At 70.6% G+C, this 21,875-nt stretch carries 18 protein-coding genes and 6 pseudogenes; 12 read left to right on the forward strand and 12 right to left on the reverse strand.

The genetic code is table 11. From position 1 onward, the window contains the following. Positions 1-4: 4 nt before the first annotated feature. Positions 5-668 (reverse strand): annotated as a pseudogene (locus C6376_RS40215) (transposase); the annotation flags it as partial. 127 nt (positions 669-795) lie between these two features. On the opposite strand from C6376_RS40215, the gene C6376_RS40220 reads away from it, so the two are divergent. Beyond that, positions 796-1,146: a hypothetical protein gene (locus C6376_RS40220; RefSeq protein WP_107448092.1), complete on the forward strand. Its 351-nt coding sequence runs from the start codon at positions 796-798 to the stop codon at positions 1,144-1,146. A gap of 73 nt (positions 1,147-1,219) precedes the next feature. On the opposite strand, the gene istB is transcribed toward C6376_RS40220, so the two are convergent. The 3 genes and pseudogenes from istB to C6376_RS45995 all read right to left on the reverse strand — a co-directional run. Then, positions 1,220-1,981: an IS21-like element helper ATPase IstB gene (gene istB, locus C6376_RS40225; RefSeq protein WP_107448094.1), complete on the reverse strand. Its 762-nt coding sequence runs from the start codon at positions 1,979-1,981 to the stop codon at positions 1,220-1,222. Further along, positions 1,978-2,361, reverse strand: a pseudogene (locus C6376_RS40230) (IS21 family transposase); the annotation flags it as partial. The pseudogene C6376_RS40230 and the gene istB, both read right to left, overlap by 4 nt. A 13-nt stretch (positions 2,362-2,374) precedes the next feature. After that, positions 2,375-2,516, reverse strand: a pseudogene (locus C6376_RS45995) (IS256 family transposase); the annotation flags it as partial. A gap of 126 nt (positions 2,517-2,642) precedes the next feature. On the opposite strand from C6376_RS45995, the gene C6376_RS40240 reads away from it, so the two are divergent. The 7 genes and pseudogenes from C6376_RS40240 to C6376_RS46005 form a co-directional block, all read left to right on the forward strand. Next, positions 2,643-3,371: a thioredoxin domain-containing protein gene (locus tag C6376_RS40240; RefSeq protein WP_107448096.1), complete on the forward strand. Its 729-nt coding sequence runs from the start codon at positions 2,643-2,645 to the stop codon at positions 3,369-3,371. Positions 3,372-3,707: 336 nt separating this feature from the next. Then, positions 3,708-3,902 (forward strand): hypothetical protein, encoded by a 195-nt coding sequence (locus C6376_RS40245; RefSeq protein ID WP_107448097.1) that lies wholly within the window; start codon positions 3,708-3,710, stop codon positions 3,900-3,902. Positions 3,903-4,566: 664 nt separating this feature from the next. After that, positions 4,567-4,725 (forward strand): hypothetical protein, encoded by a 159-nt coding sequence (locus tag C6376_RS44885; protein ID WP_216825661.1) that lies wholly within the window; start codon positions 4,567-4,569, stop codon positions 4,723-4,725. A gap of 74 nt (positions 4,726-4,799) precedes the next feature. Continuing rightward, on the forward strand, positions 4,800-6,080 hold the full coding sequence (locus C6376_RS40255) for a phosphatase PAP2 family protein (protein WP_107448099.1): 1,281 nt from the start codon (positions 4,800-4,802) through the stop codon (positions 6,078-6,080). A 460-nt stretch (positions 6,081-6,540) separates the two neighbouring features. Further along, complete coding sequence (locus tag C6376_RS40260) at positions 6,541-6,807, forward strand: hypothetical protein (RefSeq protein WP_107448101.1); 267 nt, start codon at positions 6,541-6,543, stop codon at positions 6,805-6,807. Positions 6,808-7,195: 388 nt separating this feature from the next. Next, a pseudogene (locus tag C6376_RS46000) lies at positions 7,196-7,600 on the forward strand (hemerythrin domain-containing protein); the annotation flags it as partial. 264 nt (positions 7,601-7,864) lie between these two features. After that, positions 7,865-8,335: pseudogene (locus C6376_RS46005) on the forward strand (MarR family winged helix-turn-helix transcriptional regulator); the annotation flags it as partial. Positions 8,336-8,553: 218 nt separating this feature from the next. On the opposite strand, the gene C6376_RS40270 reads toward C6376_RS46005, so the two are convergent. Together C6376_RS40270 and C6376_RS46010 are read right to left on the reverse strand one after the other, a co-directional pair. Beyond that, positions 8,554-10,005 (reverse strand): nitronate monooxygenase, encoded by a 1,452-nt coding sequence (locus tag C6376_RS40270; RefSeq protein WP_107448104.1) that lies wholly within the window; start codon positions 10,003-10,005, stop codon positions 8,554-8,556. Between the two features lie 346 nt (positions 10,006-10,351). After that, the gene (locus tag C6376_RS46010) at positions 10,352-11,143 is read right to left on the reverse strand and encodes a respiratory nitrate reductase subunit gamma (RefSeq protein WP_367881076.1); all 792 of its coding nucleotides are present in this window, start codon (positions 11,141-11,143) and stop codon (positions 10,352-10,354) included. A 199-nt stretch (positions 11,144-11,342) separates the two neighbouring features. Here C6376_RS46010 and C6376_RS40280 point away from each other — a divergent pair, with 199 nt between their 5' ends. Then, positions 11,343-12,089 carry an IclR family transcriptional regulator gene (locus tag C6376_RS40280; protein ID WP_107449452.1) on the forward strand — a complete coding sequence of 249 codons (747 nt, stop codon included), beginning with the start codon at positions 11,343-11,345 and terminating at the stop codon, positions 12,087-12,089. 370 nt (positions 12,090-12,459) lie between these two features. On the opposite strand, the gene C6376_RS40285 is transcribed toward C6376_RS40280, so the two are convergent. Together C6376_RS40285 and C6376_RS40290 are read right to left on the reverse strand one after the other, a co-directional pair. Then, on the reverse strand, positions 12,460-14,034 hold the full coding sequence (locus C6376_RS40285) for an acetolactate synthase large subunit (RefSeq protein ID WP_107448106.1): 1,575 nt from the start codon (positions 14,032-14,034) through the stop codon (positions 12,460-12,462). Between the two features lie 66 nt (positions 14,035-14,100). Further along, positions 14,101-15,474, reverse strand: coding sequence for an FAD-binding oxidoreductase (locus C6376_RS40290; RefSeq protein WP_107448108.1), 1,374 nt, complete (start codon positions 15,472-15,474; stop codon positions 14,101-14,103). A 606-nt stretch (positions 15,475-16,080) separates the two neighbouring features. Here C6376_RS40290 and C6376_RS46635 point away from each other — a divergent pair. Then, positions 16,081-16,521: pseudogene (locus tag C6376_RS46635) on the forward strand (universal stress protein); the annotation flags it as partial. 72 nt (positions 16,522-16,593) lie between these two features. Here the strand turns inward: C6376_RS46635 and C6376_RS40300 are convergent. The 4 genes from C6376_RS40300 to epsC all read right to left on the reverse strand — a co-directional run bounded on the left by C6376_RS40300 (position 16,594) and on the right by epsC (position 19,508). Next, the gene (locus tag C6376_RS40300; RefSeq protein ID WP_107448111.1) at positions 16,594-16,944 is read right to left on the reverse strand and encodes a cupin domain-containing protein; all 351 of its coding nucleotides are present in this window, start codon (positions 16,942-16,944) and stop codon (positions 16,594-16,596) included. An 11-nt stretch (positions 16,945-16,955) separates the two neighbouring features. Next, positions 16,956-17,813 carry a methyltransferase domain-containing protein gene (locus C6376_RS40305; RefSeq protein WP_107448112.1) on the reverse strand — a complete coding sequence of 286 codons (858 nt, stop codon included), beginning with the start codon at positions 17,811-17,813 and terminating at the stop codon, positions 16,956-16,958. A 172-nt stretch (positions 17,814-17,985) separates the two neighbouring features. After that, positions 17,986-18,924, reverse strand: a complete 939-nt coding sequence (gene cysK, locus C6376_RS40310; RefSeq protein ID WP_107448114.1) for a cysteine synthase A — start codon at positions 18,922-18,924, stop codon at positions 17,986-17,988. After that, on the reverse strand, positions 18,921-19,508 hold the full coding sequence (gene epsC, locus C6376_RS40315) for a serine O-acetyltransferase EpsC (protein WP_107448116.1): 588 nt from the start codon (positions 19,506-19,508) through the stop codon (positions 18,921-18,923). Before epsC ends, cysK begins: the two co-directional genes overlap by 4 nt. Positions 19,509-20,144: 636 nt before the next feature. Between epsC and C6376_RS46640 the strand changes: the two genes are divergently transcribed. Both C6376_RS46640 and C6376_RS40325 read left to right on the forward strand, forming a co-directional pair. Beyond that, positions 20,145-20,330: a cytochrome P450 gene (locus tag C6376_RS46640; protein WP_159083422.1), complete on the forward strand. Its 186-nt coding sequence runs from the start codon at positions 20,145-20,147 to the stop codon at positions 20,328-20,330. A 580-nt stretch (positions 20,331-20,910) separates the two neighbouring features. Beyond that, positions 20,911-21,801, forward strand: coding sequence for an MBL fold metallo-hydrolase (locus C6376_RS40325; RefSeq protein WP_159083423.1), 891 nt, complete (start codon positions 20,911-20,913; stop codon positions 21,799-21,801). Positions 21,802-21,875: the final 74 nt, after the last annotated feature.

Consider the following 21,875-nt stretch of genomic DNA (forward strand, 5'->3'; position numbering starts at 1 on the left):
ACCAGGCAGCGTTCGCCCTGTACACGACCTCGCGGAGGCGGTCGTCTGTGGCGTGCTTGTTCCGCCAGATGATGTAGCGGCGGATCATGCTGCCCTGCTCCTTGTGGCTGGCATGGTCGGTGCCGTCGAGAGCGACGTAGCGTAGGGCGGTGAACTGGGCCTCGATCCGGTCGAGCCATGAGCTGTTGGTCGGGGTGCAGGCGATTTCCACGTTGTTCGCCGCCGCCCACGTCCCGACCCGCTGGCACCGCTTCGTCGTCAGGTGCGGTGAGTAGTTGTCGCAGACGATGGCGATGCGCACGCTCGCCGGGTGCAGCGAGCGCAGGTAGCGGCAGAACTCCAGGAACTTCGACCTGTTCTTGATCTTCTTGATGTGCCCGTAGAGCTTGTCTTTGGCCAGGTCGTAGGCGGCGAACAGGTGGCGGACTCCGTGCGGGCGGGTGTAGTTCGCCCGGCGGAGGGGGCCGGGGATCGCGGTCGGGGTCCTGGTGTCTGCCGCCGCGTTCGGCCCAATGCCGGCCGGGGTGCGGATGGAGGTTGAGCGGCCCGAACTCATCCATGCAGAGGATGACTTCGGGCTCGCCTTCCTCGGGTATGACCTCACCGTCGGCGATCGCGCAGAGGTGTTCGACCCGGGCCTTCCTGGCCGCGTAGTCGGGGTCGCGGGAGCCTGTCGACGGTCAAACAATTCCCCACCCTCCGTGTTCAGCTAATTCCCCAGTGCGTCGCTCCTCCTGTCGGACGCCGACCTCGCGCCTCGGGAACTTGGCTTGACGGCTGATCGTCTTCTTGGGCATGCCCCGTGTTCTCGTTCTTGGAATCGACCCGCGTGCAGTGCCCGGTATGGACGGAGACGCCCTTCGAGCGGCCCTCGGTCAGGAACTGGCCCGATTCGGCGAACATGCCATCGATGCGTCCATGACGCTGATCGAGCTGGATGAGTCGGCCGAGCCGGCGATCGTTGCAGCACTGTCCGAGCACAGCTGGGACGTCGTTGTCATTGGGGGTGGGATCCGCAAGCCGGAACCGCTTCTGCCGCTCTTTGAGCAGGTGGTGAATCTGGTCCGCCGTCACGCGCCGAAGGCGGCGATCGCGTTCAACACGAGCGGCGGCGACAGCGTCGAAGCAGCCAAGCGGTGGCTGTGAGCCAGAGCGTGTCGACGGCGTCTTCTCCAGGAGCTGTGGTCGCGTAATCCCCCAGCTCCTGGGGTGGGTTCGCCTACTTGGCCGGGGGCTCGGTGGTTCCCTTCGGCCGCTTGTCGGGCCGGTAGCCGGGGCCGTTCATGATGACTTGGCGGCTGGAGTTGATCAGCCGGTCCAGGAGCGACTCGGCGACGACGGGGTTGGGGAAGAGGGGATACCAGTCGCTCGGCGCCCTGTTGCTGGTGATGATCAGGGACCGGCCCTGCCGCTCGGAGACAAGTTCGTAGAGGCCGTCGGCCTGGGATGCGGACAGCTGGCGCATGGCGAAGTCGTCGAGGATGAGCAGGTCGGGGCGGATGAGTTCGCGCATGCGCTTGTCCCAGGTGCGGTCCGCGTGGCCGCCGGCGAGTTCGGCGAGGATGCGGCCGGTCTTGGCGAAGCGGACGCCTGCGCCCTGGCGGACAGCCTGGTGGCCGAGGGCCTGGGCGACGTGTGTCTTCCCGACGCCGACGGGACCGAACAGAATGACGGACTTGCCGGAGTGGAGCCAGCGCGGGGCCGCGAGGTCGCGGATCTGGGCGGCGGGCAGCTTCGGGGCGGCGTTGAAGTCGAAGCCCTCCAGGGTGGCTTGCTGCTCGAACTTGGCCTTGCGCAGGCGGCGTTCGAGCGCGACAAACTCACGCCGGGGGATCTCGTCGTGGCAGAGGACCTGGAGGAAGTCGAGGTGTCCCAGTTCGCCGTTCTGGGCCTGGGTGAGGCGGGCGTCGAGGGTTTCGAGCATCCCGGACAGCCGCAGGGTCTTGAGGGAGTCGCGCAGGGCGGTGGCCATCACGCTCATCGGGCAGCCTCCTCGGCGTCATCGTGACCCTGGTCGTCGTGGACGCTGCCGGGGATCTGGGCGGGGACGGTAGCGGCGAACAGGCCCTCGGGTCCGTGCAGGAAGGCCGAGGCTCCGGCGTCGCCGGTCTCGGGTTCCGGGTCGGTCTCGGTGCCGGCGACCAGGATGCCCTTGACGGTGCGGTAGGACGGGTCGCCGACCGCGATCGCCTTGCGGCAGGCGGCCTCCGGGCGGGTGTCGCCGTACTTCTTCCGCAGCCCGAGCACCCCCTGGGCGGCCCGGAGCCGGTAGAGGGCGTTGACCTCCAGGAGCTGGTCGATCACCTCCCGGCAGGCGTCCCCGACCTGGGATGCCTGGCCGCGGCACCAGATCGGCGTCCTCTGCTCGCCCGGCGAGGACGCCGTTCTCAAACCGGGCGCCATCGCGGACCAGGCGCCAGGTGGGCTCCGGTGATCACCCGCCGGCGGGTCTGGGCGGACTCGACGAGCTTGAACACCATCGCAAGCGCGGCGGGGCTGCCAGCGCCGCGAGTGACCAGGGCCGCGCCCGGCCGGCGAACGGGCTGACGACACGTCTGCGGGCGGGTCCGTGAAGGATTTGGTGATGCGGTCGTCGTACGGATGATCTAGCCTCGCGCTGTTCTCAGGGGAGGGGATGACGCATGGGGCGTATGGGCCGATGGGCTGTCGTGTGCGCGGCTGCCTTACTGGTGGTGGGGTGCGGGCAGCGCCAGGCGCAGTACGGCCCTGACTACACCAGCGCCGAGGAACTGCCGGAAAAGCTCGGTACGAACGGCATCACCATCACGGTCGGTGATCCCGACGCGCCGGTGACAGTGCACCTGTATGAGGACCCCCGCTGCCCGTACTGCGAGGAGTTCGAGACCACCGGCGGCAGTGCGCACCTGCAGAAGGCAATGCTCGACCGCTGGGCCAGAGTCGAATACACTCTCGCCTCCTTCCTGGACGACCGGGTCGGCGGCACCGGGTCGAAGAAGGCGGTCAACGCGCTGCGCGCCGCGCTGGAGGAAGGCAAGTTCGTGGAGTACCACGAGGTGCTGTACGCCAACCAGCCCGATGAGAGCGTCGATGGCTACACCGACGCCTACCTGCTGGAGCTGGCCGGCCAGGTGGAGGGCCTGCGCGGCCCGGAATTCGATGCAGCCGTGAAATCCATGAAATACCGCTCCTTCGTGACTTCCTCTCAGAAGGCCTACGAGAAGGCCGGGGGAACACAGGAGCCCGAAGGCCCCGGTACGCCCACCGCGGTGATCAACGGCAAGCGGATCCCGTTGGAGTACAACGCCCTGCTCCTGGAGAGCGACGCTTTCGCCGAACTGCTGCAGGAGATCCACGACGAGCCCGGAGAGTGGCAGGACACCAAGCTTTGAAACCACCGGGCCATGCGCCGCAAATCTCTGCGCACGGTCGAACCCGCCCCGCGCCCGGAGGGGCGACGAGGTGCCGGCGGCGCTGCCGGCACTGGTGACCCACCATTTGTGCCGCCGCATCAGCGCCTGCCTCACTCCGCGCACAGCACCTCCGGACCCTGCACGGCGCGCAGCATGAAGCGATGGGAGCGCCTGGCGAACGGCCGAGCACGGCCGGTTCCGCTCCGCACCCCTGAAGCGGTGGCCGGGTTGGGGCCGCTCTTGAGGCATCGGCAGCCGCGGGGTCGTCCACGGCCACCTTGCGGCGTGCTTACCGCCGTCGCGGGAGGGGAAGTGATGATCTCCATGACGAGCGTGATGCAGTACTACGGTCTCCTGTGGACCGACCCGGACGGCACCCCGCAGGCGTCGGCCGGCAGGTACGACAAACGGTCGGCGAAGCATCGCCGCACCGAGCTGAAAGCGGTGGGCTGCACCCGCGTCGAGATCGTGCAGGTCAGGCCGGGCGAAGTTCCCGAGCCCGTTTCCTGAGCGAAGCGGGACGAGGCGGAGCACGCCGGACGGGGTGCCCGTTTGGCCAAGCGCGTCCCGTCTCCTGTCCCAGCAGCACCTGAAGGCCGCGCAGGCCCGCCGACCGGACACCGTGTCGACACCCTCCACCGCGACGGCCGCCGGGTCATCGTCCAGGAAGTGAACTCCTACGCCGAAAGCGGTCCGGTGACGCGAACGCAGCCCCCGCTCACACTCGGCCGCCTGCAGGCCGTCGCACTCGACTCCCGGTGGGCGGGCTGACCGAAACGTTTGCTGGGACGCGATGCCCGCATGACGCACCGGACCAACGGCTGACGACGCTTTTCGACCGGCAGCGGCGCGAGCTCAGGCTCACCCCGGTTCGCGGGCCGTCGCGCGGACTTCAGCACCTCAGTAGCTGTTGTCGTTCCGATCTTGAGGGTTGTGCATCGATCGGGAGTCTCGATCGGGCGATCGCCACCGGCCGCGGGCATGAAGGCAGGGCAGGGCCTCTTGGTGGCTCGGGGTTGCGAAGCCAACCGAGATCCAGGAGACCCTGTCGCCGCGGTTGTACGTGCTCGCGCCGGCGGAGTTCAACTCGGCTGCACCGCCGTGTGATTGTGTCGCTCACCGGTTCGGGAACGCGGCTGATCGCGTGGAACGTGTTCGGCGGTATCCCTCGGACATGACGGACGCGGTGGGCGGTCCGGTCACCTTCGAGTCGCGGGCGGATGGCGCCGATCGCTGTATTCGGCGTACCGGGATCAGCGAAGCCGCCCGCTCCGCTAACATATTCGAGCTCGCAGCAATTATGTTGAAATATGACAATCGGCTGAAAAATTGATATCTCGGATAGTACAAGGGTCCTCGCGAATAAGCGGTAGCCTTCGGGCGGTTCCATGGCGTCAACCACGCAGCATGCTGTGGGCCGCGGTGACCGTGGTGGGCCTCGGATTCCTCATCGCGCTGGAGATCGCCTCGCGTCGATACGGCGAGCGGGGGCCGATCACCGACCAGGCGCGAGAGGTGATCTTCGCACCCAGATCAGGGACCGTGCTGTACGCCAGCATGACGTTGATGATGGTGGTGCTCACCTGGCGCCAGCGGTTCATCGCGCTCGGTGCGGCGGTCGGTATCGACGTCGTCTTCTGGCTCGTGCGACGGGCTGTCGACGCCGAGATGATGTTCGGCAACGGCGCACTGTGGGTGACGTTGGCCTGCGGTGTCATCGCCGTCACGCGCCGAACCGGCCGGGACCGTGTCCTGCTGCTGAAGGGCGTGGGACTGGCCCTGCTACTGGTGGCCGGCCGCAAGACCGGCTTCGCCTGGCTGCTGATCACGTCGAAGACCCGCCCGACGGTGCTGGACCAGTACGTGGCCACCGCCGATCACGCCTTGGGCAACCCGTCGTGGCTGGCGGGCCGGATCGTCGCGGCCACCGGCACGGTCGGCGCCCACATTCTCGAATGGGTCTACATCCAGCTCGCGGTCGCGGCGGTCGCGGTCACGCTGTACCAACTGCGCCATGTGGCGGTCGAGCGCCGCTTCCCGGGCCATCATCTGGTGCGCACCTTCCTGGTCATCGGCCTGCTGGGACCCGGCATCTACATGATCTTCCCGGTGGTCGGACCGGTCTTCGCCTACGGTGCCGACGGAGGACACTGGGCCGTGGCCAACCTGTGGCCGCACACGCCGCCGCCGGTCGGCACTCCGCAGCCGGTGCCTTTCGACGGGGTCACCCCGCGCAACTGCATGCCCAGTCTGCACACGGCATGGGCCACCGCGATCTTCATCCATGCCCTCAAGGGCCCGTGGGTGCTGCGGTTCGCAGGCGCGTTCTGGCTGATCGCCACGCTGGGCGCGACGCTGGGCTTCGGCTACCACTACGGCGCGGACATCATCGCCGGTGTGGTGTTCACCCTCACGATCGATATGGCGCTGCGCTCGTTCGACCGTGGCTGGGACCGGTCGGCGAAGCGGTTCGTCGTCTACGGCGCGGCGGTCTTCACCGCGTTCTTGGCGTCGTACCGCTGTCTCTCGACTCAGATGGCCGCCCATCCGTGGGTGTTCGGCCCGTTGCTCATGCTGGCAACGGCCTCGGTGGTCTACGGCTATGCACGGATCACCAGGCTGTCGCAACGGACGGCGGTACCGGCCCACCCGGAACCGCGACGCGAACCGCAGCCCGAACCGGTCTGATCCGATGTGCGACCGGTGGAGCGAGACAGGGCACCACCGGCTGTGCAGGTCAACCTGGGTGGCGAGGCGCGCTGACGCACCTGTCGCCGATGCCGAGGGCCTCACGATGCCGCCGCCGGCATGGCGCGCCGCCGGCGGCACCCCCCTTGCGTGCGAGCCAAGGGGGACCTCGTCGATGCGGGAGGCGTCGGCAGATCGGGCCATGGCGGCCGGCGCTGTGCAGCCCAGCTCGCGTGCGCGAGGACAGAGCGCGCGTGCTCCCGCGCCCCCTGCGGTGCGGCACGTCGTCCCGAACGGGAGTACAGGAACCGGTTCGACCGAACCACTTGGTGGACATCACCCGCTCCGAACGCGAGTGCAGGAAGTGATTCGGCCGAAACACCTCAAAGGGTCGGCGTCCGTTCGGCACTCGCGCGTTGTGATGAACGGGCTACGGATCACCGGCGAAACAGGGGGAAAGATGACGGCAGGCGCAGAGCAGCTCCGCCAGGACGGGCACCGGATCGAGAAGTGGGCGGTCGGGTGGATGCTGCTGTCCCTGGCACTGTGGGCGTGGTTCGGCTACCGGTTCCTGCTGGACGACGACCGGGGACACTTCGAACCCGCCGAAGGCGGCCGCGCGCTGGTGGGCATACTCGCGCTGGCGGTCATCCCGACGATCATCACGGCGGCGACCCTCGTGTACGCCCGGGTCCTGTTCCGCCTGGCTGGTCCTATCGTCCGGTGACGCCCTGCCGGAACATACAGCACCCACTCGGCGCTGACAGGCTGGTCATGCCCAGCCACTCTCGTACGGCCGTTCGGCCCTGGGTGAGGCGGCTGAAACAGGACCAACAGGCCGTTCAACGGAGCCCATTGGGCCCAGGCCCGGGTGCGAGGGGTGTCACCATGCTGGCCTGTGGCCGGACTGCAGGCGCCAAGGGAGCGCTGCGTCGACTGCTCGACCACGACGTGCGTGCCGTGGCGCGCAATGGGCGCGGCGTCCTCCCAGCCCGTTCACTCTCGACAGCACCGGCCTACTGGTGGAGGTGCCCGACGTGCAGGTACTCGGCCGACCCCCAGACACGGCCGTACCGGCTGCCCCGGCCGGCCATGACCCATGGGAGACACTGCACATGAGCGCGCCCACTCACCTGGCGATCCCCGACGAGGCCACGGCTGTCGAAGCCGCAGCGGCCCACCACGCCCATCTGGCCGGGGTGTTGACCGAGCGAGTGGAGGCGCTGCTCAGCGCGGTGGAGGACGCCCCGAGCGCTACCGAGAGCGTTCGCGCCGACCTTGTGGCCTTCTGCGACCGTGAACTCCTTCCCCACGTGGCCGCGGAAGAGCGGACGCTCTATCGCGCCGCGCATGCCGTGCCCGAGGCTCGCCTGCTCGTCGAGAGCCTGGTCGACGAACACGGCTGCCTGGCCGTGCTCGTCGACGCCCTGCGCGGAGCGTCCACCCCCGCTCGGGCGGCAGCCGATGCCCGGGCTCTGCAGGTGTGCCTCGTGGAGCACCTGGCCAAGGACCGCGGCTTCGTGCTCCCCCTGCTCGCCGCAGCGCCCGATGTCTCCCTGACCACGCTGCTCACGGACCTGGAACACCGGGTTGCGCAGAACATGGACTTGGTTTGCGGCGACGGTATCCGGCGCGGCAAGGGGGAACAGGGCGCGGCCCACCACCAGGAGAGCGGAGGATGTGCGTGCGGCGGCGCGGCCGAGCACGGCGTGCGCGAACCGGACGAGTGGGAAATGCACCACGGCACGGTCTTCGGGGCCCAGACTGCCTTCGTCGCCACCACCCATCGCGCCGCCTCGGTGATCCGGCAGCACCTGGAGAACTCCGTACTGCGCGGCGCCGATCTGACCTGGACGGCATTCGTGGTGCTCTGGGTCGTCTGGGCCCGGGGTGAGTCGGAGACACGCCATGTCGCGCAGGGGGCGGGGATCTCCAAGGGGACGCTCACCGGAGTCTCGCGGACGCTGGAGCGGAAAGCGCTGATCAGGCGTTCCGCGCACCCCGGCGACGGCAGGCTGGTGCTGCTGAGCCTGACCGAGGAGGGCGAGGCACTGATGCGGCGGCTGTTCCCGGCGTTCGACCAGGAGGAGACGTTCGTGGCCGCGCGGCTCAGTGACGAGGAATGCCGGAGCCTCGTGGACGGGCTGCGCCAGGTGGTGCTCCAGGTCGAGGAGCAGGGTGCGCAACGCCGCCGCGCCCTGTTGGCCGGCGCCCCGCCGGCTCCGCGCCGGGGCGGACGACGGCGGAAGACGTGAGGACGGCGTTCTGAGGGGCCTTGCCGTCGGATTGGGCAGGCAAGGGCAGCACGTCGTGCGAAGGGAACGGACACGGGCCGCCCTGCGGCCTTGACGTCTGCAGTCCGCCGCAGGACGGATAAAGTCAACACTCCCTCAATCTGTTGAACCGCCCGCGAAGAGTCGCACCCCACTGGATCGCCGCCAGGCTCCCGGTCGTTCGGGACACGGCGCGGCGCTCACGCCGACGCCTCCGCCAGGCCCTCGGAGAGCCAGCGCACCACAGCTTCCGCGCTGTACGGCCTGCCTTCGGGGGTGATCTGCCGGAGGAAACCGAGGTCCTGGCCGATGGTGACGACGGGAGGTTCCACCACGCCATGAGGGCGGCGCTGGCCGAGCCCGACGGCGGCCAGCAGCCCGTTGCACAGACACTTGCGCCCTTGGGTCTCCTCGGCGGCGCCGCCCTTGCGGAGGTACATCGCGTCGGGTTCCGCCGGGCAGCGATAGCCGATGGCGCCGCGCTCGGTGCGATACGGGGTGCGCAGATAGCCCAGGTCGCAGACCCTGCTGCGAGCAGAGCTCACGTCCGGGTCGGCCAGCGTGCCGGGCAGATCAGCGACCTTGAACGGGAAGGCGGTCGGGGAGGCCGCAGGGTCGTTGCGCACCGTCAGCTCGGATCGAAGCTCGCGCTCGACCAGTTCACGCCGCAGGCGTGGCTCAAGGCCCGACTCCTCGCAGAGCGCGAAGACGCTGCCGAGCTGGACGCCGGCTGCGCCCACGGCCCGGGCTTGACGCAGGTGTTCGGGATCGCACTGGCCGCCGGCGATCCAGAACGGCAGACCGAGGGCCGCCATCTTCGCGAAATCAGGGATGTCCCGGCAGCCGTAGACGGGATCGCCCCGCTCGTCCAGGTGCATTGGCCCGCGCGGCGGCGCGCTGTGGCCGCCTGCGCGATGGCCCTCGACGACAAAGCCGTCCGGCGTGGTCTGCGCGGAACGGCCCAGGTACGAGGCGAGCGCCGGCAGCGAGATGACGGCCAGGACGGCGGGGCGGCGCAGGCGCCCGGGCTGGGATTCGCCCAGGAGCGAGGCAGGGTTGAAACGCAGCGCGACCGGCCTGTCGTCGCCCTCGGCATCCAACCGTGCGGTGACGGGCTCGAGTCGGGCGAGCCGGGTGGCGATCTGGGGGATCTGTGCGGGGATGCCCGCACCGACCAGGACGTAGTCCACGTCGGCCAGGATTGCCCCGAACATGGCGGGGACTGTGGCGAGCTGGACCTTCTCCAGGAAATTGACGCCGACCGGTCCGCCGTGGCCTTCCTTGGCGAGCCACACCTCGCAGAAGTTGCCCACGACGGTCAGTGACCGGGCCGGGCAGGCTTCGTCGGCCGTCAGCCGGGGCGTGGCTGCGAACCGCTCGCCGGCTCCGATCCCGCCCTCGACGAAGTAGCGCTCCCGTATGGCATCGGCGAGTTCCGGTACGGGGAAGGCCGCCAGCGCCCGCCTCAGGTGACCGCCGGGGTCACCGCTCTGCAGCACCCGGATCAGCAGCGTGTCCACGGCGGTACCGGACACCACCCCCAGTTGGCCGGTGCGGGCGACGGCCCGGGCAAGGCGCCAGCCGGACACCCCCACGCCCATCCCGCCCTGGATCAGCCACGGCAGCTTCGTTGTCGTCCGGGATGTGCTCATGGGACCTCGCAAGGGTTGTCGCCGGATCCGGCACGCGAACTTCCGGTTCCGTAACCTACGGTGGCGTACGTGGATGCTGCAGAACGTCCTGGTCCGGTCGATCTGCGGGCGCAGTAGGCCTGTTGCGTCGGAGCGGGCTGCTCCAGTAAGGGCGACGTGGCGGCGAGACGGCACTGTGGTGGAAGTTGCGGAGCGTCACGTACCAGAACAGGGCGAAGCAGATGACCCACACGACGACGTAGTACGGGCAGATCCGGGCCGGGTCGTAGAAGCGACCGGCGGATCAGCGAGTGCACGAGCGGAAAGCCGGCAAGTGCTCCCGCGGCCGGCGTCATACCGAGCACGGTCACCGAGGCCAAGGATCCCAGCCCGGGCAGCATGCTGGGGAAGCCGAACAGGCTGCCCTGCCGGCTGGACCCGAGGCCCGACCGGACATGACGCCGGCGCAGCTGACCACCGGGCTGATGTTGCACGCCGGTTGACAGGCTGGGTCCTTGAGCCGACGCCAGTCGTCGACGGTGAGTCGGAAGGCGGCGAGCCGGCCGATGAAGCCGGTGACCGTCAGCAACAGGCGTCCGGCACCGGCACACGGGGTCGTTCTCATTCGGCGTGACGGGTAGCGGATCGGCCGCCGAGGTGCCGCGCCGCGCCGGTACGGGCGTCGTGGTGCGGCGTCGGTGGACCAGGTAGGGCCGGACGAGGTAGCCGATGAGGTGCTCCAGACGTGGACGAGTCGGGTGAACGGCCGGGTGGCGAAGAGCAATCGGGCGGCGCCGGCGCGCAGTCGGAACAGCAGCGGGGCGCCGGTGATCGCCTCGGTGGCGGCTGGTTGTTCGCCATGGGTTCGGAACGCTAGGCGGGCACGGCCACGGGCACCTGAGGCCTGCGGTCCCCACCGGGTGACCTTTCGGCCCACTGTGCAGCGCGGTAACAGGGACCAATGGTCCCGATACCGGGGCCGATCGGCCGAGGAAACCGACGCGGTCGGTGTTTCATGCTGGCGGCGATCGAACCGGCGGTACCCGACGATTCCGCCACGTCGTGGGTCGGCGCATTCCCCCGTCTCCGGCCCAGCCAGGCGTGGCGTACGTTGCGTACCGCTCGAGTCGGTCGCTGTCCGGCCGCCTGTCTCATCCACCGTGTCCTCAGGCGGCGGGACCGGTGCCGTTCGGGGGCGCTGCGATCCCGTGAGTGTGCCCCCGGGCGGTCGGCCCCGGCCGCACTCACCGTTGCGCTGACGTGCCCGGCCGCCTCCTTCCCCAGCCTGAACAGCGGCTGACCTGCGCGATGGGAGCCATATGTCACAGGATTCGACAGCAGGTCGCGTGGCGAACGGGGTGCAGTCCGTCGACCGTGCCGTCAGCGTCCTGGAAATCCTTGCTCAGCGCGGCGAGGCGGGAGCCGGCGAGGCGGCCGCGGAGCTCGGCGTCCACAAGTCGACCGCGTTCCGTCTGCTCGGGGCGCTGGAGGCGCGCGGCCTGGTCGAACAGACGGCCAGGCGGGGCAAGTACCGGCTTGGCTTCGGGCTCGTGCCCCTGGCGGGCGCGGTCGTGGACCGCCTCGACATCACCCGGCAGGGCCGGCCGGTGTGCGAGCGGCTCACCGGGGAGATCGGTGAGACCGTCAGCGTCGCCGTCCTGCAGGAGCACTACGCGGTCAACCTCTACGTGCTCCGTGGCCCGGCCGCGATCGGCACGCACGGCCGGGTCGGCGAGCTCACCCCGTTGCACGCCACCTCCAGTGGCAAGGTCCTGCTGGCCCACCTGCCGGGGGAGGACCGCGCCGCGCTGCTCGCGGCGTCCGAGATGGAATGGGTGACGCCGAACACTCTTACCGACCGGCGGGAGTTGGAGAGGCACCTCGCCGAGACCCGGGACCGCGGCTACGCGGTGACACTGGAGGAGTTCGAGGTCGGGCTGCACGCTATGGCGGCCCCGGTCCGCTCCCGAGATGGCGAGGTCGTCGCCGCGCTCAGCGCGTCAGGGCCGGCGTATCGCTTCACCGAGGAGCGCATGCACGAGCTCGCGCCGCTTCTGCTCAAGGCAGCGGAGGAGATCAGCCACGGGATGGGCTACCTGGGTTGAGCGTCCGATCGGCTCATGAGGGGAGGCCCAAGGCCTGCAGTGCGGAGGCGCAGGGCTGGACGATCAGGGGGTCCACAGGACCCGGCTCTTTGTGAAGGCCGACCGGGGACTGCGCCGACTCTGATTCCGCAGGACGAGCCGGCGAGGATTCCTGGCGGAGTCCTCCACCTGGGGTTCAGGGCCCGCCAGTCCTCCCGTGCCGGCTTTCCTGCCCATGGCCGCGGCGGCCCTCGGCGCGGGCAGCGGCGCCGTCTTCGCCTTGGTGGCCCTGCCCACCCCCGCCGGCATGGCCGGTTGTTTCACCGGCATCGTGGGAGCCGCGGGCGGGCCTGGGTGGCCTTTGAGGTGCCGTGGGCCGCGTGCAGGGCCGTCAGGTCGGGCGTGCGGGGCCGAAGAGCGCGGGTACGCGGGCCTCGACGAGGTGGGGACCGGGCTCGGCGAGGGCCTTGGCCAACTGGGTGGTGAAGTCCTCGGCGCTGGTGGCGCGCGAGGCGGGCACGCCCATGCCCTGGGCGAGTCCGACGAAGTCCAGACCGGGCCTGGACAGGTCCAGCAGGTCCCGGCGGGCGTGCCGATGGCCCGCCGCGGTCGACGCAGGGATCAGACGGTCGTACTCCATCTCCAGAACGGAGTACGAGCGGTTGGCGAGGACGACGGTGGTGATGTCGAGGTCCTCGCGGGCCATGGTCCACAGGGCCTGGAGGGTGTACATGGCGCTGCCGTCGGCCTCCAGGCACACCACCGGCCGGCCGGGGCAGGCGAGCGCGGCTCCGGCGGCCAGCGGCAGGCCCTGCCCGATGGCACCGCCGGTGAGCGTGAGCCAGTCGTGGAGCGGGGCGCCGGCGGTGGCTGCGGGCAGCCACAGGCCGGAGGTGTTGGCCTCGTCCACCACGATCGCGCCCTCGGGAAGCAGCGCGCCGACGGCGGCGGCGACCGTCTCACCGGTCAGTTCGCCCGTCGGCGGATCCGGCGTGGCCAGGGCTGCGAGAGCCGGCTGTGCGGGCGGCAGCAGATCCGCGAGATGGGCGAGGGCGTCCTCGGGGGCGCCGCCCGCTTCGGTCAGAACGTGGACGTGGCATTCCTGGGGGACGAGTCGACCGGGCTGCCCGGGATAGGCGAAGAACGAGACGGGGGAGCGGGCTCCGACGAGGATCAGGTGCCGCAGGCCGTGCAGTTGGGCGCGCGCCCCCTCGGGCAGGTAGCCGAGCCGCTCGACGGTGGGCAGGCCCGCGCCGCGTTCCAGGCGGGACGGGAAGGTCTCGCAGAGCAGGCGGGCGCCGGTGGCGGCGGCGACGCGGGCCGCTGTGCGCAGCGACGGGGCGCGGGTTGCCGGGCCGCCGAGCAGGATCGCGGCCGGTTCGCCGGAGCGCAGGGCGGTGGCTGCGGCGGACACGGCGTCGTCGGCCACAGGTGCGGGTCGCCAGGACGGCAGCGGCGAGGCCGGGGACGCTCCCGGCGACCAGGAGACGTCGGCGGGCAGGATCAGGGTGGCCACCTGGCCGTGGGCGGCCGCGGCCACCGCGGCGGCCGCGTCGTGGCTGGCGGCCGCCGGGTCGGTGCAGCGGCGCACCCAGCCGGACACGGTGCCTGCTACCGCGTCGATGTCCGACTCGAGTGGGGCGTCGAGCGCCCTGTGGTGCGTGGCGTGGTCGCCGATCAGGTTGACCAGCGGGCTTGCCGCGCGACGGGCGTTGTGCAGGTTGGCCAGGCCGTTGCCGAGGCCCGGGCCGAGGTGCAGCAGGGTGGCGGCGGGGCGGCCGGTCATCCGGCCGTACCCGTCGGCCGCCCCGGTTGCGACGCCCTCGAACAGGCAGGGCACAGCCCTGGCTGTCGGCTCCTTGTCCAGCGCGGCGACCAGGTGCATCTCGGATGTGCCGGGGTTGGCGAAGTACACCTGCACGCCGCACGCCCGCAGGGTGGCCACGACCGCTTCCGCACCGTTCATGTCGCATCCCGTTCTCGCGTGGTGATCGTCATGCTGACAGGGGGAGAAGAACCGGGGCCGGTGGCCTCAGTCGAAGAGGACACCTGGGTTGAGGACGCCGCCGGGGTCGAAGGCGTGCTTGATCCGGCGCATCAGCTCGACCCGGGCCGGGTCCTCCAGCCGTAGGAAGTACGGCTTCTTGGCCCGCCCGATCCCGTGTTCGCCGGAGAGCGCACCGCCGCGGTCCAGGCCCGCCCGGAACAGATGACGCAGCACCTCGTCGCGGAGGACCGGATCCTGCTGGAAGACCGACAGGTGCACGTTGCCGTCGCCGGCGTGACCGCAACCGGTGACCAGCGACCCGGTGCCCTCGGCGACGGCGTGGGCGGCGCTCAGCAGGCCGGACAGCTCGCCACGGGGTACGACGATATCCACGATGTCGTCGGCGCCGGCCGCCTTCGCCGTCCAGAAGGCCCGCTCACGGGCCTCGACCAGCTTCCTCGCGACACCCGCGGGCAGCACGAACACGTCCGCCGCGCCGAGCCCCAGCAACCGCTCGCCCACCGCCTCGGCGTCTTCCTCGACCCGCTGCGCCACGTGGCCTTCCAGCACGACGAGCAGGTAGCCGAGCGCGGTAGCGCGCATGGCCTCGGGGACGCCCAGCCCGATGCCGTGGTCGTCCGCGATCGCCGCCATGGCCAGCAGATCGACGTACTCCAGAGCGGCCGGTTCCAGGCCTTTGCCCGCCAGCGACGGAATCGCCCGGAAGATGTCTTCGACCGATTCGAACGCCGCCAGCACGGTGGTGGAGTGGCCGGCCCGGGGCCGCAGCCGGAGGGTCGCCTCGGTGACCAGGCCGAGCGTGCCCTCGGAACCGACGAGCAGTTGGGCCAGGTCGTAGCCGGTGGACGTCTTGACGTACCGGCCGCCGCTGCGCACGGTCGCGCCGGATGCCAGGACCGCCTCGACACCGAGCACGTGATGACGGGTGACCCCGTGCCGGACGGCGTGCATGCCGCCGGCGTTGGTGGCGATGGTGCCGCCGACGCTGGCGCTGGGCTCGCCGAGCCGCACTGGGTAGCACAGTCCGGCCTCGGCCGCCCGGCGATCGAGATCGGCCAGCGTGACGCCGGGCTGCACCACGGCCACGTGGTTGACCGCGTCGATGTCCAGGATGCGGTCCATCCGCTCGAACGAGACCACGATCCCGCCCGGCCGGGGCACGCACCCTCCCGACATCCCGGTCCCCGATCCGCGGGCGGTCACCGGGATCCCGGTCTCGCCGGCGATCCTCAGTACCTCCGCCACTTCGGCAGTCGCGGCGGGCCGCACCAGGTATGCGGGCGCCTGCCGGGCAGTGGCCAGGGACTCGTCGCCGGCGTACTCGGCAGGGACTTGATCCCCGCTCAGGACGTGCCGTTCACCGACCGCCCTGGCCAACAACACCTCCGCGTCCGCCATCGCGCCCTCCTCGACATGGGTTCCACGCCGATCCTGGCCGCGCACCTTCCCCGGGGGGAGGGGGCCGTCCGGCCCTCACCCCAGGGCCCTACGGTCCCCGCGACGCCACTCGGGCGGGCCCGGGTCCGCCCGCCACACGGCTCGCCCGCCCGGGCCGAACTGCACCAAGAGCGCCAGGGGCAGACAGCCCCGCCGACGGGCCGGTCATGGCATGGGCAGCACAGCGGTTGCGGCGTTGCCCGTGTGCCGTACCGCTGCTGCCCGTCTGTGTATCGACGGAGGCCACCGAATGCCGTACGCCGCAGTCCGCGAGGGTGGACGGCCCGCTGGTCGCCGTACGCGCACTCGGCTGGGCCGCCGCGCAGGCGGCGCGGCGCGGTGCCGGGCCGCGCGTCGTGTACGCCGTGCCCCACCGGGACGAGGCCGCGCCGATTCTCGCCTCGGCCGTCGGACGCGTTCGCGAGCGTCACCGCGGCCTGTCGGTGCTGACCAGTGCCGCTGAGGGAGGCCCCGTGGAGATGCCGGCGCGCGAGGGTGAGGCCGCGGCCGTCACCGTCGTCGGCACCCGGGGCTTCGGCGGAATCAGCGGGCCTGCTGTTCGGCTCGGTGAGTCTGCCTTTGGCCGCGCGCACGCAGGGCCCGCTGCTGGTAGTCCGCGGCGACCGCCCGTGCGACGACGGCCGCGAGGCGCTGCTCGCCCTGGAGAGTGAAGCCGACACGGATGCCGCCGCCTACGCCTTCGAGGAGGCGGCGCGGCGCCGGTGCGTGGCTGCGCGTCCTGCACACCGTCACGCACCGGCCATCACCCCCGAGATGCCGTCGCCGATGCCCGCCACGAGTCCCGGCCAGCGGGAACTCGACCAGTGGGACCGGGCTGAGGAGGCGGTACCGCGCTTCACGCCGGCCCAGCCGCACGAGCAGTACCCCGAAGCCGCCGTCCGGGCCGGCACTGTTCGTACCGGCCCGGCGCACGCACTGCTGGACGCCACCCGTGAGGTTGTCGTCGTCATCGGCACCCGCCGGCACCCGAACCGGCCACGCCCGCGGGTGGAGCGGGTGGGCACGGTCGCACACACCCTGCTCCATCGCTCGCACTGCCCGGTGGTGTCCAGGAGCGGGTCAGGCTGCGGAAGGCGCCGCTGGTCCGGACGGTTCGGGGGCGGGCAGCATGGTCAGCAGCATGACGCTCGGCTCGGTGGCGCGCACGGTGTGCGGCAGCCGTGCGGGCAGGTGGATCCAGCTCCCCGGCGTCGCCTCGGTCTTCTCGTCGCCCAGGACGAGGTCGAGGCGCCCCTGGACGACCTGTATGACCACGGGGAGGGCGGAGGTGTGTTCGGTCAGTTCCTGGCCGGTGGCGAAGGCGAAGCCGACCACGCGCAGGCGGTCGTCGCGGTAGAGGACGCGGCTGAGGGTGCCGTCCTCGGGCACGGCCAGTTCGGCGGCCAGGTCGGTGATCACGGTGGCGGTCATGGGGCGCTTCCTCAGGGTTCGGTGGGGGTTTCGGTCGGGGTGGGGACGGCGAGCAGGCTGATGGCGACGAGGTGGGCGCTGTGGCGTCGGAAGACGCGGCGCATGTGCAGCAGGCGGCGCAGCGCGGCCGGGTTCCGCAGTGCCCGGCCGACGATGCGCAGGGCCGGGATCAGTCCTTCGTCGTCGATCATTCGGCGGGGTTCGAGCAGTGCCATCGGGGCCGTCGTGCGGGCGGTGACGGTGAAACCCTCGGTGGCGAGGAGTTCGGTCCAGCCGGTGGGGGTCAGGGGGCGGGCGCCCACGTGGATGGCGTCCTGCAGGTCCGCGGTGATCCGGTCGGCGAGTGCGGGGTCCAGGTCGTCGGGCAGCAGGCACAGTTCGTGGATGGCGTAGCGGCCGGTGGAGTCGTCGAGGAGGCGGCGTGCTTCCCGTACGACGCGCCGTTTGGCGGGGTAGGGCTGCATCGTCAGCATCGCCTCCCCGTACACGATGGTGGCGTCGCCGTCCGGCAGCCCGGTGTCCGCGGCGTCCGACCGTATGGCGCGCACCTTGGTCGGGCCGGGGGCGGCGAGGGCGCTCAGCGCGGCCACGGCCGCGGCGTCGCGGTCGACGGCGGTGTAGGCGGCCGGACGGCGGGCGAGGGTCAGCCGCGCGGTGGCTCCCAGGCCGGAGGCCAGCTCCACCACCCGGTCCTCCGGATCCACGCCGAGGGCGTCCAGCATCCACCGGGTCAGTTCCACACCGCCGGGGCGCAGTACGCGCTTTCCCAGGCGGGCCAGCAGCCAGTGGCCGGGCATACGGGCGGTGTCCAGGCCGTCGCCCGGAACGGGGACACTCGTCTGCAGGGCCTGTTGGTCCGTTGATGCCATCGTCCTGCCTCACTCTCTGCCTGCACCGCTGCTACTAAGGCGAACCTAACCTGGGATGTCGGTGCTGTGCGGGGGCCGAAGGTCCCGATCGAGGGGCCCAGTGGGCAAGTCACGGCAGCCTGTTCCAGCACCGATGCGGCCGTCTCCGCGTGTTCCGGCTCCGCGGCGCCTCCTACTGGTCGTGGAACAGGTCCGTGCTGAGGTAGCGCTCTCCGGTGTCGGGCAGAACGACGACGATCAGGGCGCCCTTGTGCTGTGGGTGGCGGGCGACAGCCGTGGCCGCGCACAGGGCGGCACCGCCGGAGACGCCGGTGAGGATGCCCTCGGTGCGGGCCAGGCGGCGTGCCTCGGCGCGGGCCCGGGGCGCGGAGACACGCTGCACGGAGTCGTAGACGTCGGTGTCGAGGACGTCGGGGACGAAGCCGGCGCCGAGGCCCTGGATACGGTGCGGGCCGGGGGAGTTGCCGGACAGGACGGCCGACTCGGCCGGTTCCACAGCCACCACGGTGACCTCCGGCTTCTTCTGCTTCAGCACCTGGCCGACGCCGGTGACGGTGCCGCCGGTGCCGACGCCGGCCACCAGGACGTCGACCTGCCCGGCGGTGTCGTCCCAGATCTCCTGAGCGGTGGTGCGGCGGTGGGCGTCGGGATTGGCCGGGTTACGGAACTGCTGCGGCATGAACCAGCCGTGGTGCTCGGCCAGTTCGGTGGCGCGGACGATGGCGCCGGTCATGCCGTCGGCAGCCGGAGTCAGGATGAGTTCGGCACCGTACGCACGCAGCAGGGCGCGCCGCTCGGCACTCGCGCTCTCGGGCATGGTGAAGGTGACCGGATACCCCTTGGCCGCGGCCACCATGGCCAGACCGATGCCGGTGTTGCCGCTGGTCGGTTCGACGAGGCGGGTGCCGGGCCGGAGCGCGCCGGTGGCCTGGGCGTCCTCGATCATCGCCAGGGCGATGCGGTCCTTGACGCTGCCGCCGGGGTTGGCGGACTCGAGTTTGACGACCAGACGCGCGGGCAGCTGCGCGCCGTAGCGGCGCAGTGCCACCAGGGGGGTGCGGCCGATCAGCGCGGTGACGGAGGGAGCGATCGAGGGGTGTGTGGCCGTCATGGTCGTCCTTGAATTTCGTCTGCCTGAGTGAAGAGCCCGGCGGGGGGCGCCGTTGCCGTGTGGTGAGGGCGAGTGGTGGAGGCCGCGTGTGCCGTGCGGACGCAGGAGTGGGCCGGGACGTCGCGCAGGACGAGGGAGTGCGCGCCGACGATCGTGCCGTCGCCGACATGGACCGGGCCCAGGACGGTGGCGCCGACGCCGAGGACCACCCGGTCGCCGATCGTGGGGTGCCGCTTGGCCGACTTCGCGTCCGACCACCAGCCGGTGCCGCCCAGGGTGACGCGGTGGTACAGCATCACGTCGTCGCCCAGGACGGCGGTCTCGCCGATGACCACGCCCATGCCGTGGTCGATGAAACAACGGCGACCGATGACCGCACCCGGGTGGATCTCGATGCCGGTGACGGCGCGGGAGAGCTGGGACAGCAACCGGGGCAGCAGCGGCACACCGAGCCGGTACAGCCGGTGCGCGATCCGGTGGGTCCAGATCGCCCACAGGCCGGGATACAGCAGGACCTCGACCACGTGGACACCGTGCAGGGCAGGGTCCTTGCGGCAGGCCGTCCGGAGATCTTCGAAGATCATGCGCGTCCTTCTGTGAGGCCGGTCGCGGCATGTGGCCGCTGGGCGGCAAGGGGGCGAAGCGGTGTCGTGCCGGGGCCGACGGCGGCTGTCACCGCCGTGCCGCGATGCACGGACCGGACAGCCGCCCGAACGCGAGGAATTGACATCGTGCCGGTCCCTGCCAGGCAGCCATTGGACACGCACCCCCGTCGCGGGTCTCCGAAACCCCGGCGTTGTTGCCGTTGTCCATGGAGATGAACGCTACGATCCGCCCTCTGGGCGGCGCCTCGGCCGAAGCGCCTGACGCGGGTGGGCCGAACGGTCCGGATCGACGCTCTCGTAGGGGGACCAACAGCCCCCGGCAGAGGGACTGTCCGGCCCGCGTGCCGCTTGCGTTGATCCGGCGACGGTCATGGACGGGCAGGCGTGACCACGCCGCCACGTCCTCCAGCGCCACCCCCGCGGCGACCGCCGCGGCGGCGGTGCCCACGGGTTGGGTGAGCCCGGCCAGACCGAATCGAGCCAGGACGCCGCGCAGGGTCTAGGACGCCAGCCGCAGCAGGTGGGCGATGTGGATCACGGATTCGGAGCGGGCGGGGAGGGTCTCGTAGTCGCGGGCCGGAGGCCGTCCGCGCAGACGCATCCCTCGCCCCGGCCGTGATCCAGGAGTGCTGGCGGTGGGAGTGCCCGCTGACCCGGGTCCAGCGCCGGTGCACCACCGACACGGAACTGTGCGGCGTGCGGCTGCGCGCGGGCGATCCGGTGTGCGTCAACCTGGCGTCAGCCCACGGGGACGAGAGCCGGTGGCCCGAACGGTTTCGACAAAAGGACCGTCCTGCGTGACGCCGTCCTCGGACATCCCTGGATGCCGGACCTGCCCGCACCCACCTGAGCCCCGTCGGCCCACACGAACATCAGCCGGCGCCGCCAGCCAGCCGGCCGCCGCGCCATGCCACCGCACGGAACCCTGCGCGCACCACCTGACTGCTAACAAACAACGAAGTGAACTATAAAAATCTTATAGTTCCTGCTAGCGTACAAAGCGTGAGAGCGGAGTCATTGCGCGGTCGACGGGTGCTCGAGACAGGTGCGGCCGGAGTGGTAGGCACCGCTTCGGCCCGTGAACGCGCGCGCCGTAGTGCGCGAGTGGGCGTCATCGAAGCAAGGTCCGCTCCGCACAGCGGATACCTACCGCCAGGAGCGCGATGCGACGTTCGATAGGAACGTACCCGGCTGTGGCCCCACCTGGTCGAGGCCTTCTCCGATTTCGGTAGGTGACAACACCGGACTGACCGTGAAATCCCCGTCGTCATCTTGAGACCCCGCTGACGGTTACCGCAAGGCCGCCGACCACAACCCTGCCCCAGCAGTGCACGAACGCCGACCACACCGAATACACCCACAAAGAAGGAGTGACTTCCCCGTGAATGCGAACGGCGCCCACGAGAACAATGACGCCCCGGCAACCGCCAACCTGAACCTCAAGGTTTTCGTCAGCCCGACGAACCCCATCGGAAAAACCGGCCTGACCTTTTCCCCCACCACATCATCGTTGATCTACGGCGAGCGCGAAGTGGTGCTCGTCGACGCACAGTATCTGAAGCGCGACGTCGCTGACCTCGCTGACACCATCGATGCTCTCGACAGGACACTTACGACGATCTTCATCACGCACGGGCACGCCGATCACTACTTCGGCATCGGTGAACTCGTGCAACGGTTTCCCGGCGTCCGCGTGGTCTCGACCCGCGAGGTCGTCGCCGACATCGCCGTGCACGGCGCCGAGCAGGAAGAGGCGTTCTCGGCGTGGTTCGGCGATGATCTCGTCATGCCGACGACGCCACTCGAACCTCTCGACGAGGACGGCTTCACCATCGAAGGCCACCGCCTCAACGTCCTCCCCGTCGACCAGGCCGACATGTCGCCGGTGGCAGCGCTGCACGTTCCACAGCTTGACGCCGTCATCGCCGGCGACCTCGCGTACAACGGCATCCACCAGTACCTCGCCGCCACCGGGCCCGACGAGTGGGTGAGGTGGGCCGCCAGCGTCGACGCCGTCGCCGCCCTGCAGCCCAAGATCGTCGTCGCCGGCCACAGGAAGCCAGAAGCATCCGATCACGATGGTGCGGCGATCCTGGCCAATACCCGCGAGTACCTTCGCGACTTCACCCGGCTCGCCGCCCAAGTCGCGACGGCCCCGGAACTGATCGAGGCGATGCAAGCGCGCTACCCCGACCACGGCAATCCGGCCACTCTGATGGTCTCTGCACAACACGCCAAGAGTGCGGACGTCGTCGACCCCGCGCGTCCGTGACGCCTCGACCACTCTGGGTGACGCGGCCCGAAGCCCTCGCTATACGATTCGAAAGCACAGAGCTATGCTCGTCG

Source organism: Streptomyces sp. P3, from assembly GCF_003032475.1.
Taxonomy (GTDB): domain Bacteria; phylum Actinomycetota; class Actinomycetes; order Streptomycetales; family Streptomycetaceae; genus Streptomyces.